At 27.4% G+C, this 18,423-nt stretch carries 13 protein-coding genes; 4 read left to right on the forward strand and 9 right to left on the reverse strand.

Annotated features, from left to right (window positions below):
• The first annotated feature begins 113 nt into the window (after nt 1–113).
• Nucleotides 114–1,472: a D-alanyl-D-alanine carboxypeptidase family protein gene (locus ACTNAO_RS06785; RefSeq protein ID WP_441026310.1), complete on the forward strand. Its 1,359-nt coding sequence runs from the start codon at nt 114–116 to the stop codon at nt 1,470–1,472.
• Between the two features lie 37 nt (nt 1,473–1,509).
• On the opposite strand, the gene ACTNAO_RS06790 is transcribed toward ACTNAO_RS06785, so the two are convergent.
• The 6 genes from ACTNAO_RS06790 to ACTNAO_RS06815 all read right to left on the reverse strand — a co-directional run bounded on the left by ACTNAO_RS06790 (nt 1,510) and on the right by ACTNAO_RS06815 (nt 11,296).
• Complete coding sequence (locus ACTNAO_RS06790) at nt 1,510–2,079, reverse strand: class D sortase (protein ID WP_441026312.1); 570 nt, start codon at nt 2,077–2,079, stop codon at nt 1,510–1,512.
• A 185-nt stretch (nt 2,080–2,264) separates the two neighbouring features.
• On the reverse strand, nt 2,265–3,626 hold the full coding sequence (locus tag ACTNAO_RS06795) for a citrate/2-methylcitrate synthase (protein WP_441026458.1): 1,362 nt from the start codon (nt 3,624–3,626) through the stop codon (nt 2,265–2,267).
• Between the two features lie 143 nt (nt 3,627–3,769).
• Nucleotides 3,770–5,581 carry a bifunctional homocysteine S-methyltransferase/methylenetetrahydrofolate reductase gene (locus tag ACTNAO_RS06800; protein ID WP_441026314.1) on the reverse strand — a complete coding sequence of 604 codons (1,812 nt, stop codon included), beginning with the start codon at nt 5,579–5,581 and terminating at the stop codon, nt 3,770–3,772.
• Nucleotides 5,582–5,662: 81 nt separating this feature from the next.
• On the reverse strand, nt 5,663–6,469 hold the full coding sequence (locus ACTNAO_RS06805) for a hypothetical protein (RefSeq protein WP_441026316.1): 807 nt from the start codon (nt 6,467–6,469) through the stop codon (nt 5,663–5,665).
• A 44-nt stretch (nt 6,470–6,513) separates the two neighbouring features.
• Nucleotides 6,514–8,466 carry a type I pullulanase gene (gene pulA / locus ACTNAO_RS06810; protein ID WP_441026318.1) on the reverse strand — a complete coding sequence of 651 codons (1,953 nt, stop codon included), beginning with the start codon at nt 8,464–8,466 and terminating at the stop codon, nt 6,514–6,516.
• Between the two features lie 175 nt (nt 8,467–8,641).
• Nucleotides 8,642–11,296, reverse strand: coding sequence for an EAL domain-containing protein (locus tag ACTNAO_RS06815; protein ID WP_441026320.1), 2,655 nt, complete (start codon nt 11,294–11,296; stop codon nt 8,642–8,644).
• Nucleotides 11,297–11,534: 238 nt separating this feature from the next.
• On the opposite strand from ACTNAO_RS06815, the gene ACTNAO_RS06820 reads away from it, so the two are divergent.
• Both ACTNAO_RS06820 and ACTNAO_RS06825 read left to right on the forward strand, forming a co-directional pair.
• Entirely contained in the window at nt 11,535–11,930 is a 396-nt protein-coding gene (locus tag ACTNAO_RS06820) for a ribonuclease G (protein ID WP_441026321.1), read from the forward strand.
• Nucleotides 11,931–11,943: 13 nt separating this feature from the next.
• Nucleotides 11,944–12,633: a hypothetical protein gene (locus ACTNAO_RS06825; protein WP_441026323.1), complete on the forward strand. Its 690-nt coding sequence runs from the start codon at nt 11,944–11,946 to the stop codon at nt 12,631–12,633.
• 26 nt (nt 12,634–12,659) lie between these two features.
• Here the strand turns inward: ACTNAO_RS06825 and ACTNAO_RS06830 are convergent, their stop codons facing one another.
• A complete protein-coding gene (locus tag ACTNAO_RS06830) occupies nt 12,660–13,967 on the reverse strand; it encodes a homoserine dehydrogenase (RefSeq protein WP_441026325.1) in 1,308 nt (435 codons plus the stop codon).
• A gap of 204 nt (nt 13,968–14,171) precedes the next feature.
• On the opposite strand from ACTNAO_RS06830, the gene zupT reads away from it, so the two are divergent.
• Entirely contained in the window at nt 14,172–14,954 is a 783-nt protein-coding gene (gene zupT / locus ACTNAO_RS06835) for a zinc transporter ZupT (RefSeq protein WP_441026327.1), read from the forward strand.
• A 21-nt stretch (nt 14,955–14,975) separates the two neighbouring features.
• On the opposite strand, the gene ACTNAO_RS06840 is transcribed toward zupT, so the two are convergent.
• Complete coding sequence (locus ACTNAO_RS06840; protein WP_441026329.1) at nt 14,976–16,733, reverse strand: helicase-related protein; 1,758 nt, start codon at nt 16,731–16,733, stop codon at nt 14,976–14,978.
• Nucleotides 16,734–16,829: 96 nt separating this feature from the next.
• Entirely contained in the window at nt 16,830–18,389 is a 1,560-nt protein-coding gene (locus ACTNAO_RS06845) for a glucosaminidase domain-containing protein (protein WP_441026331.1), read from the reverse strand.
• Nucleotides 18,390–18,423: the final 34 nt, after the last annotated feature.

Consider the following 18,423-nt stretch of genomic DNA (forward strand, 5'->3'; position numbering starts at 1 on the left):
GACTGTGGAGTATCATATCAAATGCAAGTAGTTTTTATAACAAAAGCAGATACATTGAAACAGTAAAATTCTTAAAATGTTTATATTTGATTACGTTTTAAGTAGCAGGAATTATGAAGAAACATAAACAATATTTACTCACAATAATATTATGTTGCATATGTGTTATATGTTTAAAGCCATTTTACGTAAATGCTGCCACATCAGATTCTTCACTTAAATTAACTTCAAAATATGCAATAGTAATTGATATGGATACTGGAGAAGTTATATATTCTCTAAATTCTGAAAGCAAAACTCAAATGGCATCCACTACAAAACTTATGACCGCAATTTTACTTAGTGAAAACAGACAAAAAAGTGACATTCTTGAAATGTCTGCTTTTGCAAAAACATTACCTTCATCATCTATAGTTAAGGACAAGCTTCCTCAAATGCCAGTTGGTGAAAAAATAACAGCAGATAATGTTATGAAAGGTTTATTAATGACTTCAGGTAATGATATGGCTGAAATAATTGCAGAAAACATAAAAGGTTCTATAAAGGATTTTTCTGTACTTATGAATGATAAAGCCAAAGAACTTAATATGAATAATACACATTTTTATACTCCAAATGGATTAGATTCTGACAATCTTCTTGATGGAAATGAACATTATTCAACTGCATATGATATGGGACTTCTTGGAATTGAGGCATTTAAGCATCAGTGGATCAAAGATACTATTGCACTTGAAAAATCTGAATTCACTACTGTTAGTGGTTTAAAATGTGACTTACGTAACACAAATAGCAATCTTAATAAAAATGGATGTTTAGGTGGTAAAACAGGATATACTGATAAGGCTGGCAAATGCCTTGTAGCATTTTATAATAAAAATAACAGAAATTTAGTTGGTGTAGTACTTGGAGGTGAAAGCCCTGGCTTTTTTACTGACATGAATACTATAATTGACTATAGCTTTAAAAAAGAAAAAGAACCAATTATAAGTAAAAACGAAACATTAAAAAATGTAAATTTAACATTTAAACCATCTAAATATACAAACAAAGAAGTTCAATATGATATTCCAGTGTTTGTAAAAGAAGATATAACAGAATACAAAAATGATTTTAATGATAAAAATACATCTACAGAAATAAAAATCAATGATAACATTGATTCTTGGAATCTTGATAAAAATACTTCTATTGGAAAATTAATTGTAACTACAAAATTAGGTACAAATACTTACGATTTATATACAAATATGTCTACAAGCGATTTTGTAAATGACAACTCTGATTATATAAATACCATTAATCGTAATGTAAAAATAATAAAATATTCTATAATCGCAATTGTAATTATAATAATATTATTAATATACATTGCATATAGAAGAATACAATATGTCAAAAGAATGAAACGTAGAAAAAAAATGAGACAAGCCAAATTAAAAGGAACATATAACACTTCAAAAAGGAAATAAAAAAATAAGAGCTGCTTTTATAAAGTAGCCCTTATTTTTATTCTACTAATTCTGCTGTAATAATATATCTTTCTGGTGCTGATCCGAAATATGAAAATGGATAACATGTAATAAGTCTTAATTGTTTCTTATTAAAATCTTCTCCAAGCAACACATCATCTGGACTAACTACCTTAATTTCCTTAACCTTATAAGTATACTTTTCTGTTAAAGTTTCTGCTATAATTGTTTCATCACCTTCTACATCCTGTAAAAAGTTCATTGTTGTATCTCTATGTCCCATCATAACACATAAACCATTTTCTCCAAGCTTTTTACTTGTATCAAGCCACCCTGAACCATATTTAAGAGTTTCTTCATCAGCTTTATTTAAAACAGCTATTGATTTTTGCAACTTTTGAAATGTTAATTTGCAATAAACGTTTTTTCCATTTAGCAAATCATCAGTTACTTCTCCTGAATTCGCCATTTCTTCCTTTGCTTTATCAAAAGCATCTAAATTATCTTGAGCTGTCTTCTTTTCAATATAATAATTGTATCCTGCATATCCTACCAGTGCTACTCCAATTAATAATATAATCACACTAAATACCCTTAATTTCTTCATAATCTTCCTCCTTTTTATCACAATAATTATATCATAACTTTACATATTTAATTTTTACTATACCAACTTTCTTGTTTTTAAGTACAAAATTTTTATTTTTCTATTTTTATGATAAATAAATGCTTTTAATAAAAAAGCACTTCAAAAATGAAATGCTCTTATAATAAAAATTCTTTTATTAACTTTTATCTGTTTTCCATTGGAACATAAGGTCTTCTATCCTGAATATTCATATAAGCAGGTCTAATGATTTTATTTCCTATTGTTAGTTCTTCTATTCTATGAGCACTCCAGCCTGATATACGTGCAATTGCAAATACTGGTGTATATAATTCTAAAGGAAGACCAAGCATTGTGTAAACAAAACCACTATAGAAATCTATATTGGCACTAATTCCTTTTAAGTGCTTTCTCTCAATTAAAAGTTTTGCTGCAATTTTTTCTACTGTATCATATAATTTAAATTCCTTTGTAAGTCCTTTTTCTTTAGATAACTTTTCAACAAATCCTTTAAATATTCTTGCCCTAGGATCTGAAAGGCAATAAATAGCATGACCCATTCCATAAATCAAACCACTTTTATCAAATCCCTTTTTATCAAGAAGTGATTTTAAATATTCCTCTAATTCCTTTTCATTTTCTAAATCCCTTACATGTTCTCTTAAATCAGCAAACATTTGCATTACTTTTAAATTAGCACCACCATGTTTTGGTCCTTTTAATGAACCAAGTGCTGCAGCTATAGCTGAATAAGTATCAGTACCTGATGATGATACAACATGAGTAGTAAATGTTGAATTATTACCACCACCATGCTCTGCATGCAAAACTAATGCTAAATCTAAAATTCTTGCTTCAAGCTCTGTATATTTACTATCTGGTCTTAACATATAAAGTATATTTTCAGCAGTAGATAATTCAGGATTTGGAGTATGAATTATTAAACTATTTTGCTTGTAATAATAATCATATGCTTGATAGCCATATACTGAAAGTAATGGGAACAAAGCTACAAGTTGTAGACACTGACGAATAACATTAGGTATTGATATATCATTTGCATTTTCGTCATAAGAATACAAAGTAAGTACACTTCTTGCTAATGTATTCATCATATCAAAACTTGGTGCCTTCATTATTATATCTCTGACAAAAGAAGTTGGAAGTGTTCTATAGCTTGCTAAAAGCTCAGTAAATTTCTTTAATTCTTCTTTATTAGGAAGTTCCCCAAACATTAAAAGATATGTTGTTTCTTCAAATCCAAATCTCTTGTCTTTTACAAAACCATTTACTAAATCGTCAATACAATATCCTCTATAATATAATTCTCCATCCGCTGGAACTTCTATACCATCTACTAATTTTTTACCCTGTACTTCAGAAATATCAGTAAGCCCTGTTAATACACCTTTACCATTTTCATCTCTAAGGCCCTTTTTTACCTTATGCTTAGAATATAAGCTCTGGTCGATTGTATTATTTTTTAAACTTATATCATTAAGTTTTAATATTTCATCTGTTATTTCTGAAAAATTATTTTCTAAAATCCCACCCACTTGATTACCTCCTTTTTTGTCACTGGTAGAAACATATTACTATTTTACCACACTTTTTACCTTTATCATAATAATATTAAATATATTTAAACATTTCTATTATTTTAAAGTATTAATTAAAAATTGTTAAATGACTATTTAATATTTAATCTTCTAATTATTTCCGCTATCATTTCAACTCTCTTAAATGGAGTAACAAAATAAAAACCATCACATACATCTTTTAATTTTTGAGCAAGTTCACAAGCAACTTCTATTCCTACTTCCTGTGCTTCATCTTTGTTCATGTCGGGAGAAAACCTCTCTATAATTTCCTTAGGTATTGAAACACCTGGCAATTCATTATTTAAAAACATAGCGTTTTTATATGTTACTATAGGCATAATTCCTGCTAGTATCTTTCCATTTGTTTCACTTTTAATCTTTCTTAAAAATTCAATTGCTTTATCTTCATAAATTGGCTGAGTCAAAAAGAATTCTGCACCATTTTCAATTTTTTTCTTCATTCTTTTATATTCAGATTCTTTATTTATAACATTTAAATTTAATGCTCCCCCAATAGCCATATCACCACTATTAAATACATCTTCATTGGTATCTTTAATAAGCTTTATAAGTTTAAAAGAATTTAAATTAAAAACATTTTTTGTTTCAGAAGTTTTGGCATCGCAAACAGGATCACCTGTTATAGCAAGTACATTTCTAATGCCTTCAATATAAGCTCCAAGAAGGCTTGATCTTATTGCATTAATATTTTTATCCCTACAACAAACATGAGGCATAACCTCTATTGATACTTCTCTTTTTACCTTAGATGAAATTATTACAGAATCTGCTCTTACCCTTCCCATAGGTGAATCAGGAATAGTCACCATATCTACTCCATTTTCTTTACATATTTTTGCACCTTCAATAGTTTTACTTACATCTGCATCTACTGGAGCTGATAATTCTACTGCAGTAACAAATTCACCTCTTCTTAGTTTATTAATAAATGTATTTTTAATTATTTTGTCTTCATGTACATCATTATTAGCTTGATTTTTTCTAATTTTATTTACGGATATTTTTTTATATTGTGACTTTACATTAATAATATCATTTAATTCTTTTATATAAGAAGGTTTAGTACCACAACAACCTCCAAGTATTCTTACTCCTAATGATTTTATATCATTTACCTTTTGAGCAAAAAATTTAGGATTATCAGTAAATATAGATCTTTCATGTACAACCATTGGAAAACCTGCATTTGGCATTGCAGCAAAAGGCTTACTACTTATGTTACTTCCCTTGAGATTTTTTATTGTTTTATACATAATAGTAGGTCCTGAAGCACAATTTAAACCAACTACATCTACTCCATCCATGTCTTCAGCAGAATTTAATATTCTTGCTGTCTTTATACCATCTCTTGAAAATCCATCTGGTGTTATTGCAAAATCACATATTATAAAGGCATTTTCATTTATACTCTTAATATATTTAGTTACTTCTCCTAAATATGAAGTATTACTAAAAGTTTCAAATATAAATATATTTATATCTTCCTTTAAAAATATATCAGTTATAGCTTTATATTCATCAAGAATCTCCATAGGATTTTCTGTTTCTTCATCTCTTATGGGCCCAATGCTAGCTGCTATAAATACATCTTTATCCTTACATGCACTTTTTGCTATATTAATACTAGCTGTAATAATTTTATCTATCTCTTTTCTTTCCTTTTTTAGAGTAAACTTGTTAGCTGAAAAAGTATTTGTTCTTATTAATTTAGCGCCAGCTTCTATATATTCTTCATGTATTTTTTTTATAATATCAGGACTGCTTAAACTACTTAATTCACAGAATACACTATCATTTCCTGTAATTTCAGAATAATATGTCCCCATAGCCCCATCACAAATCAAGATATTATTTTTTAAATATTCCTTAATATTAATCATATGTATTTTTTCCCGCCTTTTTTATAATACGAAACCTAGAACAAGAATATGTCTCATTCTAGGTAAAATAATTTAAAAAAATTATTTTGTTATTACTTCTAACAATCCTAAAATATCTTTTGGCATAGCAGAGGCCTTCTTGCCTTCATAAACAATATTTATCTTTTGAAGACCGCTGTTATATGCTCTCTTTACAACTTCATAAAATAATTCTATATCTAAATCTAAGTAATATGTTTCTTCTTTAAAAAAATGTTCTACTTTGTATTTATCATAGTATTCAAATATTAATAACTCATTATTTATTGAATATTCCTTTGAAATACCATTTAAAAATTCTTCTTTACTATTTCCCTTAATAGGTGCTACAAGTCTATATCTTTTGTTTTTAATATCAAAAATAGCTCTTACTGTATTAATAAAATCTATATCATATCCCTTATCTAACTTAAGAACCTCTAAAATTCCAATTCTAAGTAACTCTTCAGAAGAAATAGATGCAAAATATTTACCGTCTTCTATTAAAATACCATCTAACCCTATCATCATAAAAGCATCTTTTACATCTAATATAAATTGCTCACAAGATACCTTAATTACAAGTTCTTTATCATTTTTTACACATCCAGCTTTTCTTGCAAACTCTTTTGCAAGAGTTAAATCAGTAAACATTCTTAAATATGATTTATTATCTAAAATGTCTATATATGCTCTAGCTCTATTATTTTCAAGTTCTTCATCTGTTGTTTCTTTTAACAAAACTATATATATATCAGCTTCATTTAATACACTTTTAAACAAATCATCAGCTAACTTTAACTTTTCTTCATCTTTACTTTCATTTAATTTAATAATTTTTTCACTTAACCATTTTAAACTTTTGCTCATTTATTATTCCTCTTTCTATAACATTTTAATGCTTAAAATTTTAATTATTTAAAGAAAACATAGCAGCTTTTCTTTGACACTACTGCTTTCTTTCCTGAAACCTTAGCAAGTTCTTTATTTCCTGCAATATTTTCATTTACAGCAATCTTATAATCCTCTTCATCTAAATCTACATTTATGTTTTTATCTGTTCCATTATAAATGACTACAATTTTATTCCATGAATCATTTAATGCCTTACCATTAATAGTAAAACCAACTATATTCTTTTTTTCAAAATTGATAAATTTTAAATTATCTTGAATTTTAATGTTAGTATCCATTCTAAAAGCCACATGACTTTTTCTAAGTTCTATAAGTCCTTTATAATATTCAAAAAGATCTTTAAACTTATCCTTTCTATCCCAACATATTTTATTTACAGAATCTAGAGCATTGTAACTGTTATCATTTAAAGAACCATCTGGATTTTTCTTAGTTCTTGCAAATTCTTCTCCAGCCTGAATAAATGGTATACCTTGAGATGTAAATACTATAGCTGCACATAGTTTATTCATAGATATAATCTCTTTTTCAGTAGCCTTAGTACTTACTTTTAATTTGTCCCATAATGTAAAATTATCATGGGCAGATTCATAAGTTATTGACTGATATGGTTCATTTGCCCAAGGTTTTTTGGAAGACTCAAACTTATCAAAATTTATATCTTTATGGTAAGTTGCTGCTACAACTCCAAATTTTATATTTTCTTCAAAACCTTCTGCTCCATTAACAAAGCCTTTTTCATCTGCATAAAAAACATGTCCTTTGATTCCATCTCTTATATCATCATTAAAGGCTGCTATTTGCATATTTCCATACTTTATTGTATTTGCTTTTATGGCTGCTTTTCTTTCTGGAAGTGGTGAATCTCCTCCAGTCCATCCTTCTCCATACATTATTAAACTCTTGTCAATTTTATTTAGTTCATTTCTTATTTGAATTATTGTTTCTGTATCATACAAACCCATTAAATCAAATCTAAATCCATCAACATGATATTCCTCTGCCCAATAAACAATGGAATCTACTATAAATTTTCTAACCATTAATCTTTCTGTTGCAAGCTCATTACCACAGCCTGACCCATTAGAAAAATTTCCATTTTCATCTTGTCTATAATAATAATCTGGTACTAATTTATTAAGATTAGAATCTGAAGATTTGTAAGTATGATTATATACAACATCCATTACTACTCTTATTCCAGCTTTATGAAGATTTAATACCATTTCTTTAAATTCTTTTATTCTAAAGTTTCCATCATATGGATTTAAGGAATAAGATCCTTCAGGTACATTATAATTTTCAGGATCGTATCCCCAATTATATTCATTTGGATCATATTTTCCTTCATCCACAGTTACATAATCAAATGTAGGTAATAAATGTACTGTTGTTATTCCAAGCTCAACTAAATGACTTAAGCATGTTTTAGATGATGATTTAGGATTTTTAGTGTTTGCTTCCCATACTCCTTCATACTTACCTCTGTAATCCTTTGAAACACCAGAACTTTCATCTATAGAAAAATCCCTTATATGCATTTCATAAAGAATAGAATCACAAGGTCCCTTTAGTTCAGGTTTTTTATCATCTTGCCAACCAACTGGATTAGTATCTTTTAAATCTACAACCATGGCTCTTGTACCATTAATATTAACAGCCTTTGCATAAGGATCTACTACTTCACTTACATTTCCTTTACATGTAACCTCATAATTGTAATAGCAATTCTTTAAATTTCCTAATACTTCAGCTTTCCAAAGACCTCTTTGATGCTTTTGCATCTTTACACTTTCATAATAGCTTTTACTATCACCCTTTTTAAATAGCAAAACATTAATTTCAGAAGCTTCAGGAGACCACACCTTAAAAGTAGTTCTATCATTATTATAAATAGCACCTAGTGTACCTTTATACTCATATAATTCATCAATTTTTTTAACATCATGCATGATTAATACTCCTTTTAAAACTCATATTACATTCTTAATTAAATAAATATAAAACAAATTAATTGTCACATATATAATTTACCACAAAAATAATATTTTGTCTTTATTCAAACATAATAAAAGAACTACAGCAAAAGCTTTTTAACTTAGTGCCATAGTTCTTATTTAAATCATTTTATATTTCAGTTCTTATTGGAAATTCACTAATTGAAACTGGTTTGCATACATAATATCCTTGAACCTTGTCACATTTTAATTTTTTAAGCAAATCAAATTGTTCTCCAAGTTCAATCCCTTCAGCAACCACAGAAAAATTAAGTGTATGAGCAAGTTGAATTAATGCAGATATTATAGCTAATGTCTTTCTATCCTTTTCAACCTTTAATAATAATTTTCTATCTATCTTTATAGTATCAATTGGAAGAATCTTTATATAACTAAATGCAGAATATCCAACTCCAAAATCATCTAATGATATTTTAACACCAATTCTCTTAATTCTTTCTAATATTGAAACAATACTCTTTACATCATCTAAAAGTTCATCCTCTGTTATTTCAAGTTCTAATCCATCTGGATTCAAATGATATTTTTCAAGTACACTATCAAGCTTTGCCATAAAATCTGGCTGCTTTAAGAATTTATATGATGCATTAATAGATACTTTAAAATCTTCAAATCCTTCATCTCTCTTATATTTACAGAACTTACATGCTTCATCTAATACAAAATTATCAATAGCCACAATATCTCCTGTTTTCTTTGCTACTGGAATAAATTTATCTGGTTCTAATATTTTACCATCTTTAGCCCATCTACTTAATGCCTCTGCACCAGTGATTTTGTTAGTTTCAAAATCGTAAATAGGTTGGAAATAAACTTTAATTTCATTATTTTCCATGGCCTCTTGAAGTTGTGTTTCAATAACCACTTCTTCAAACATTGATTTAGAGAATATTTCAATTTTATTACCACCGCTCTTTTTACTTTTATACATAGCTATATCAGCATATTTTAGAAGAGCATCTATATCATCTGTATCATCTGGGAATAAACTTGCTCCCATACTTGCTTCAATTTTATAAGTAACATCTCCAGTAGTATATGTTGTATTAAGTTCTTTAAGCATCATTTCTCCAACTTCTTTTACCTTAACTCTATTGTTATTACCCTCCATAATAACAATAAATTCATCTCCTCCAAGTCTACCTACTGTGATTCCTTTAACTTTTATTCCTTGAAGTATTTGTGCTGTTTTACAAAGAACTTCATCTCCAATATTATGACCTAATGTATCATTAATTGTTTTAAAGTTATCTAAGTCTATAAAATAAATATTAAATACTTGTTTTTTCTTTTTAAGCTCTTGAAGATAGTTATTTAAACTATATCTATTTTGAAGATTTGTTAATATATCGTAATTTGCTAAATGCTTCATATCTTCTGCATATTTTCTGTTTTCAGATACATCAGTTAATATAAGTGCAAAGAAATCATCTTCAATTGGATATACATTTAAATATGCCCAGCTGTCCACTCCAAATTGAACATCTTTTTGCATTGTTTTATGATAAGCTCCTCCAACACAAAGCAAAATATCTGATATAAGTGATTCATCCTTAAATGATTTTTTTATTAAATCACTAAAGCTACTTGCAATAACTTTTTCCCCTGATATCTTAAGCATTTTTACAAGAGATGTATTAGCTTCTACAACAAATGCATCTTTTACATTTCCTGATTTATCTCTTAAAAGCTTAAATAATGCATAACCATTGTCAAGTCCATCAACAAGCTTACTATATTTCTTTTCATTAGATAAAATTATATTATTATAATCTTGAAGAGATTCAAACATAGCATTAATATCTTTAGTAAGAATTGATATTTCATCTTTTCCATTATCTTCTGGAACTCTTTGTTCAAGTCTCTTGCTTTGTCTTATTCTATTAATTTCAGTATTAACCACTGCAATTCTCTTAACCACTAATTTTTCAACTATGAAAAGTAATATTATATTAAATATTATATTAATAACAAGTATAACTGCTGATGATATTAATGTAGCACTTTTTATCTTACTTGTAACAAGTGCTGGTTCTGATATTTCTAAATAATAAGTATTACCATCTAATTTGTAATAACTGCTTATTTCATTTTCCTTTTCTTTAAAACTTAACGTATCTTCTGATTTATCACCACTTTTTTTAGTTAATTCATCCTCATCCACATTTGATACTATTCTTATATTTTTTCCTACACTTTGACATATTTGAAGAATTCTATCATTATTTATTTGTTCCATAGAAACAAAATTTCCAACCACCTGTCCATTTAATGATATGGGAGAACTAAACACCATATATGGTGTTGTAGATCCAGCTATTATAGTATTAATAGGAAGGTTATTATTATTTTTAAGTATTTCCTTTACCTTTGCTAATATAGACGCATAATCATTTTGATTTTCAGGTGTTGAATCTGGCTTTGATGAAGCAGCAAACTCTGACATATCAGTTCCCATAATAACTTTATAATCCAAATCCCCAGCATCCTGTCCATCTATACTACTCATTGTAGGTGCTGCTCCTGAATTTAAATCAGCTATACCACTATTTTGTATTAAATTTGCATAACCCTGAATTTTGGCTTCTAATCTTGCTTTTTCAACATTAAATTGATTTATATATTGTGTTGAAATTGTTTCTATTCTACTTATTTCTCCATTAAATAAATACTTAGTTACAAAACTTGAACATATTAAAAATATTATTGTTGTTAAAATTGTTGTTCCTATAAATATTAGTGCAATTTTTTTTGATAGCTTCAACTTTACCCTCACCCTCTTATAGCTAATTACATTTTTTATCAAAATTACTATGTTATTACTTTTTATTACCTTTATATATTAATTATACCCTATGGAATTATCAATATAAAGAATATTTAGCTGAATTTACAATTTAGAAATATTTTATTTAATTTGCATTTATCTTATTATAATAGTTGATTTCTAATAGCAGTTTATGTAAAATATTTTAGTAATAAATTATAAGGGGGAGATTTTATTGAATAACGTTAATTTTGGTTATGATCAATCTAATTCTTACAACAATCCAAGTAACATACAAGCAAATGATAATTACTACTTAAGAAAATGGAACTGGGGAGCTTTCATGTTTAATATCTTTTGGGGATTAGGTAATAAATGTTACATGACACTTCTATGCCTTATTCCAATTGTTAATATTCTAATGGCATTTGTCTGTGGGGCATATGGAAATCGTTGGCTTTGGAAAACTGGACAATATAGTACACCAAAAGAATTATATAATGTTCAAACATCTTGGAATACTGCAGGCTTTGCATGCTTTATCCTAACTATTATTTTTATAATTATATATATAATTATATTAATATTAGGAGTTAATTTATTCGACTCTAACGTACATTACCATTATTAATAGGGGGATTTTTATGGATAATAATTCAAATAATAATAACATGAATTTAAATAATAATTATTATAATAACATTTCTAATCCTAACAATAATAACCAACAATATTATAATAATTCTACTGACAATACTAATTATCAAAATTATAACAATACTTATTCTTCTAACAATAATAACAATTATCAAAACAATAACTCATACAGTCAATATGGTGATTATAATTATCAAAATAACAACTCCTACAACCAATATGAAAATTATAATTACCAAAACAACAATTCCTACAATCAGAATAACAATCCTTACAATAACAACTATTACAATAATGGGAACTATAATTTAAATAACAATAATAATTATTCTACTAATGCATATGGCTCAATGCCACCAGAAGTAAACAAGTGGAATTGGGGCGCCTTCATGTTTCCACTATTTTGGGGTATAGGAAACAAAAGCTATTTAGCACTCTTAACACTTATACCTTATATAGGATTTATTATGAATTTTATATGTGGCGCTTTAGGTAATAAGTGGGCATATAATAATACAAGCATGTATTATGATTCACCAGAAGAATTTGCAAAAGCTCAACAAAGTTGGAATAGAGCAGGTTTTATATTCTTTATAATTTCAATAACACTTGCTGCTATCGCTATTATTTTTAGTATTATTTTGGCTGTTGCTTTAGGTTCTGTATATTATGAATAAAAAAAGAGGCAATTGCCTCTTTTTTATTATTTTTCTTCAAAATCTTCAATTCTAATTAAGCTATCAATACTCTTTACAGCTTCAAGATTCTTTATTAAATTTATAGAATTTTGAAGTTCACGTTCTATTGTATTATGAGTAACTAATACTAATGTAATATCATCACCCTTATGTTTAACTTCTCCTCTTTGAATAACTGATTTTAAACTTACGCTGTTTTTACCAAGTATTGCAGTTATATCTGCAAGAACTCCTGGCTTATCACTTACAGTTATTCTTAAGTAATATCTGCTTTGTACATCAGCCATTGGCATAATTTCTTTTTTCCATAAATTATTCTTTTCTACTGGAATAGGATTTTCTGTATCAATGTCATTTCTAAGAAGAGCAATAACATCTGATACTACAGCACTACCTGTTGGAAGCTCTCCTGCTCCTCTTCCATAAAACATTAAGTCTCCTACTGCATTACCTTTTACAAATACAGCATTAAATGAATCATATACATTTGCAAGTGGGTGTGTTTCTGGAATCATTGTTGGATGAACTCTAAGTTCAAGACGTCCATTTATTTCCTTTGCAATAGCTAAAAGCTTTATTACCATACCAAAATCTTTAGCATATTGCATATCAATGTCTGATATTTTTGTTATACCTTCTCTATATACTTTTTCTACATCTATCTTTGTTCCAAAAGATAAAGATGATAATATAGCAAGCTTATATTGAGCATCAAACCCTTCAATATCTGATGTAGGATCTGCTTCTGCATAACCCATATCTTGAGCTTCTTTTAATACATCATCAAATTTACTACCTTCAAGCTCCATTTTACTTAATATGAAGTTTGTAGTACCATTTATTATTCCATAAAGACTTTCCACTTTATTAGCTGTAAGACTTTCATTAACAGCTTGAATAATTGGTATACCACCTGCAACTGATGCTTCGTAATTAAACATTACACCTTCTTCATCAGCTTTTTTAAACACTTCATCTCCACCTGTTGCAAGAAGCATTTTATTAGCAGTAACAATATGCTTTTTCTTGCTCATAGCTTGAAGCATATACTCTCTTGCAGGTTCAATTCCACCCATAACCTCAACAACTATTTTTATAGAGTCATCATTTAAGATATCATTAAAATCTGTTGTAATTACGCTGTCTGGAATATCTACTCCTCTTTTTTTGTTTGCATTTCTAACTAAGACCTTTGCAATTTCTACTTTGTAACCTGAACGCTTTGTTATTTCTTCACCATTTTCATGTAGAATCTTCCAAACTCCACAACCAACAGTTCCAAGTCCAAGTAATGCAATTTTTACATTTTTCATATATACATTTCCCCCTTCGCACTCTTGTATATTTCCCAACATAAATATACATAATGCTATTATATTACTAATTTAATAAAATATCTATAAGAATATTAAATTTATACATAGATATTTATAATACATACAAATATTATAATTGTAATTGAATAGTTTCAATAAAAAAGAATATATATTATTAGAGTAATCTTTGGAGGAATAGTTTTGAATAATTCTTGTGCATTACCATTGTTATTATCAACTCTTGCGGGATTGTCTACCATCCTTGGGGGAATAATAATATTATTCATAAAAAAAGTAAATAAAAAATTTATTTCTTTTTCCCTAGCTTTTGCTGCAGGTGTTATGGTAACAATATCTCTTACTGATCTTTTTCCATTTTCAGAAGAAGTTCTCATAAAACAAAATGGTTCATTAATAGGTACATTATATGCTTTACTATTTTTTAGCATTGGCTTAGTTATGGCTATGCTTATAGATAATTTCATTCCCTCTGATTGCACTAAAATACAAAATTCACCTTCCAGTTCAAATTATAAACTTTATAAAGTAGGTCTTGTAACCATGATTGCATTAATGCTCCATAATTTTCCAGAGGGAATTACAACATTTATCTCTGGTTATCAAAGTACAAAACTAGGTATATATATTTCCATTGCCATAGCTCTTCATAATATTCCTGAAGGGATTTCCATTGCTATGCCAATATATTTTTCTACTATGTCAAAAAAGAAAGCAATTAATTACACTATTTTGTCAGCCCTAGCAGAACCTCTTGGTGCATTTATTGCTTTCTTATTTCTAAAACCATTTATAAATGATACAATACTAGCTATTTGTTTTGCATTAGTTTCTGGAATAATGATATATATCTCTCTTCAAGAACTCTTACCTCAATCTAGAGAAGATGGTCACACTAAAGTATCTTTATTCTCACTTCTTCTTGGAATCTGTATTATTACTCTTAGTCATTCATTATTTAATTAAATAATGAATGACTATGTTTTATTAAATATGAACTATAATATCATTAATAGCTTCACTAACTCTCTGCCTTTCATCATATATCCACTGCATATCAAATTCTAAATTAAATACTTTACAGAAAGAATAATACATGTTTATTTTTTGATAATATATTTCAAGTTCATCTAAACATTCGACTATAATAGTTGGTTTTGAAATTGTTTTTGATTTTGATATAAAAAGTTCATCTACATAGAATAAAAATTGTTTCATAAGTTCATCTTGTGAAACATCAAAAGGCACCTTTAATAAATTCCATTGAACTTCTTCTTTTAATTTGTATCTTTTTACATTTTGCAAAACAATTATATAATCATTTATATCCATCTTTCTGTAATAATTTAATTTTTCTTTTCTTGTGCTCCAAAGTGCTAGTTTATCTATTAATGGAAGTGTTTTTATTTTTAATATTGCATCAGATGGACCTACAACTGCTTTTTCTATTTCCTTATCTTCTTCATTAAGTTTATCCTGTAAAAATTTGTACTTGCTGCCTACAGATGCAACATATCCAACATCATATATTCCAATTCTTCCTGCTCTTCCTGCAATTTGTTTTACTTCCTGGCTTGTTAAATCTCTTACTTCATCACCATCAAATTTTCTAGTGTTTAAAAAGATAATTCTTCGTATTGGCAGATTAACTCCCATTCCTATAGCATCAGTTGTTATTAATATTTTATTTTTCTTATTTAAAAAGTATTCATATTGCATTTTTCTAACTTCTGGTGGCAAATCACCATAAATAACACTTGCCTTTATACCACGTTTTGAATAATCCTCTGCAAGTTCCAAAACTTTTTTCTTAGAAAATAGGACTATTGCATCTCCTTCTTCTATCTTTTTTGAATTAAATTCTTCTTTCATAACTTCTAATGGAATTCTTCTATTATATTCAATAATTTCATAATCATCTTTGCAATCTTCTAAAATAGTTTTTATAATTTTTTTAGCATTCATTGCACCACATACATGAACTTCTTTAGCCCTTACACCTAAAATTGCTCTAGTCCAAGCTGCTCCTCTTTGTGAATCATTTATCATTTGAATTTCATCTATAATAGCAACTTCATACTGCTCTTTCAAATTTAATTTTTCAATAGTACATGAAGTGTGTGTAGCACCTTCTTTTATAATTTCTTCTTCTCCAGTTTGTAAATTACAAATAATTCCCTGGTCGTTTAGTTTCTCATAATTTTCTAAAGCTAAAATTCTTAATGGAGATAAGTATACTCCTTTTTTACATTTTTTTAGTTTTTCTACTGCATTATAGGTTTTACCTGTATTGGTATCCCCCAAATGAATATAAAATTTTCTTTTAATCCCTCTAGCTTCTCTATATTCATCTTTAGGATTATCAGGAAAATTTTCTTCAAATTCATTTTTAATCATTTTTGGTATATGTTGTTTTGTAAGAACAGTCATTATTCCAGAGTTTACCAAACTCTTATAGTTTCCTCTTGCAACTTCATAATAATCAAATTCAGTATTATTTTTCTTATTATAATCTTCTATTAATTTAATTCCTATAAATGTTAAAAGTTCCTGATATCTTTCATATACTTTATCATAATCCTTTATAAATTCTTTATCCATTTGCTCTAGAAGAAGTATCTTTTTTCGTACAACAGTTTCATGTTCAATAAATGCATTGCCTTTTGAATTTTTTACTATTTGTTCTATTTGAGCAATTTGATTTTTTAACCTACCAAATTCCTTTTGTGCTACATTATTTTTCATAATATCCCCTCCTATTGTCAAATATTTTATACTTATATTATACACTATAAACATATTAAAAATCTTTAAAATATAAAAGCATACAACAAGTGCATGCTATTTATCTCTTCCTATATTATTAAATGATTTATCTTTTAAATTTTCGTTATTTTCTAATGTATCATTAAATATATTTTTTCTTTTAATATCATATTTTATATCAGTAGCTGATATTTTTGAATTTATTATTTTATAATTATTTTTTCTATCCTTATTAATATCATTATCACAACTTATAAAATCTTTTAATATATTATCTGCAGCTTCATTATAAACGTCATAATCCTGTACATTATCAAATATAGCAAAATATGTTTTATTATTTTCACTAACATAATTATTATATATTTTACTTATATCCTCATTATTAAATTCATTTGAAATATAATTATTATTTATGTTAATTTCTGCTCTTTCTTTTAAGTCACTATTATACATATTACTATTTAACAATTCATTACTTCTAACTATTATATTATAATCCCTTTTTTTCAATTCTTTTTCTATTGTGCATATCATTTTAATTAAATTTAAATTATCAATTACATTATTATTTTCTACTGTATACTGAATATATTGTTTATAAATATCCTTATCTAAATTGATATACACTACATTTTCAATTTGTTTTAGCTGTTCCATTGTTAATGGTGGTTTTTTTTCTAAAATAAAATTTTTAGAAATTTCATATGATTTACCATTACTTGTAGTAACAATAAGCTTAACTTCCTGTTCCTTTGCCTCCATATCTGAAACATCAACATCTATACTAAAACCACTGGTATCCGTATTATATAAAGGATATGCAGCTTTTACATCTTGTCTAATATAACTTCCATTAAATGAGGCCTTAAATTTGCCTCCTACATACAAATTCAATATACTTATAGGACTTCCTGAAATTGCATAACCACTTACTTTTATTGTTTTATTCTCAAGCATATTTGAAGTATCAATATTATCAATTGATGCTACTATAGGTAAATTAGCTATTACATATGGTCTATATTCTTTATCTACTTGTACTAAAGAATTATATAGTTCTAAAACAGTATCACCATATGTTAAACTTGGTGCATAACAACCACCAAGTGATTTAACTGTAGGACACTTATTATATAATTCATTAAAATGTCTTGGATCCTTTGTATCTTTTACAGGATATCCTTTTGCCCCTGCATACAAGGCTAAATGATCTAAATGAGCTGTAACACCATCATCCCATGTTGCAAATCTCATGTGAATACTTGCATCATAATCACCACCACCTTGAGTCTGCTTCATACCACAAGGATTTTTACATTCTTCCCCTAAAACGCTTCCATACCTTCCATATCCAGTTTCAAGTGCTGATTGTGCATATGCTATTGCTGGATTCACTTTGCCATGATCCTTAGAATATTTATAATAAAGGTCAACTAAATTAATAAATGTACTTGTTGCCCCTCTTCTTCTTGCCCATTCCTTTGCACTTTCAGGTAAAATATCAGTATCTGATATAATATTTATATCTTGTACAACTTCTGTTGCATAAGCATTTTCCTTCTTGTTACATAGAAATGTACTTACGCTTATAATGGAAATCATTATGCCTGCTATACATTTTTTTAAATTCATTATTATTCCCCCAATATAAAAAAGATGTAAAAAG

The sequence above is a fragment of the Clostridium sp. HCP1S3_C6 genome, from assembly GCF_052066735.1.
In the GTDB taxonomy this organism is placed as follows: Bacteria; Bacillota; Clostridia; order Clostridiales; family Clostridiaceae; genus Clostridium.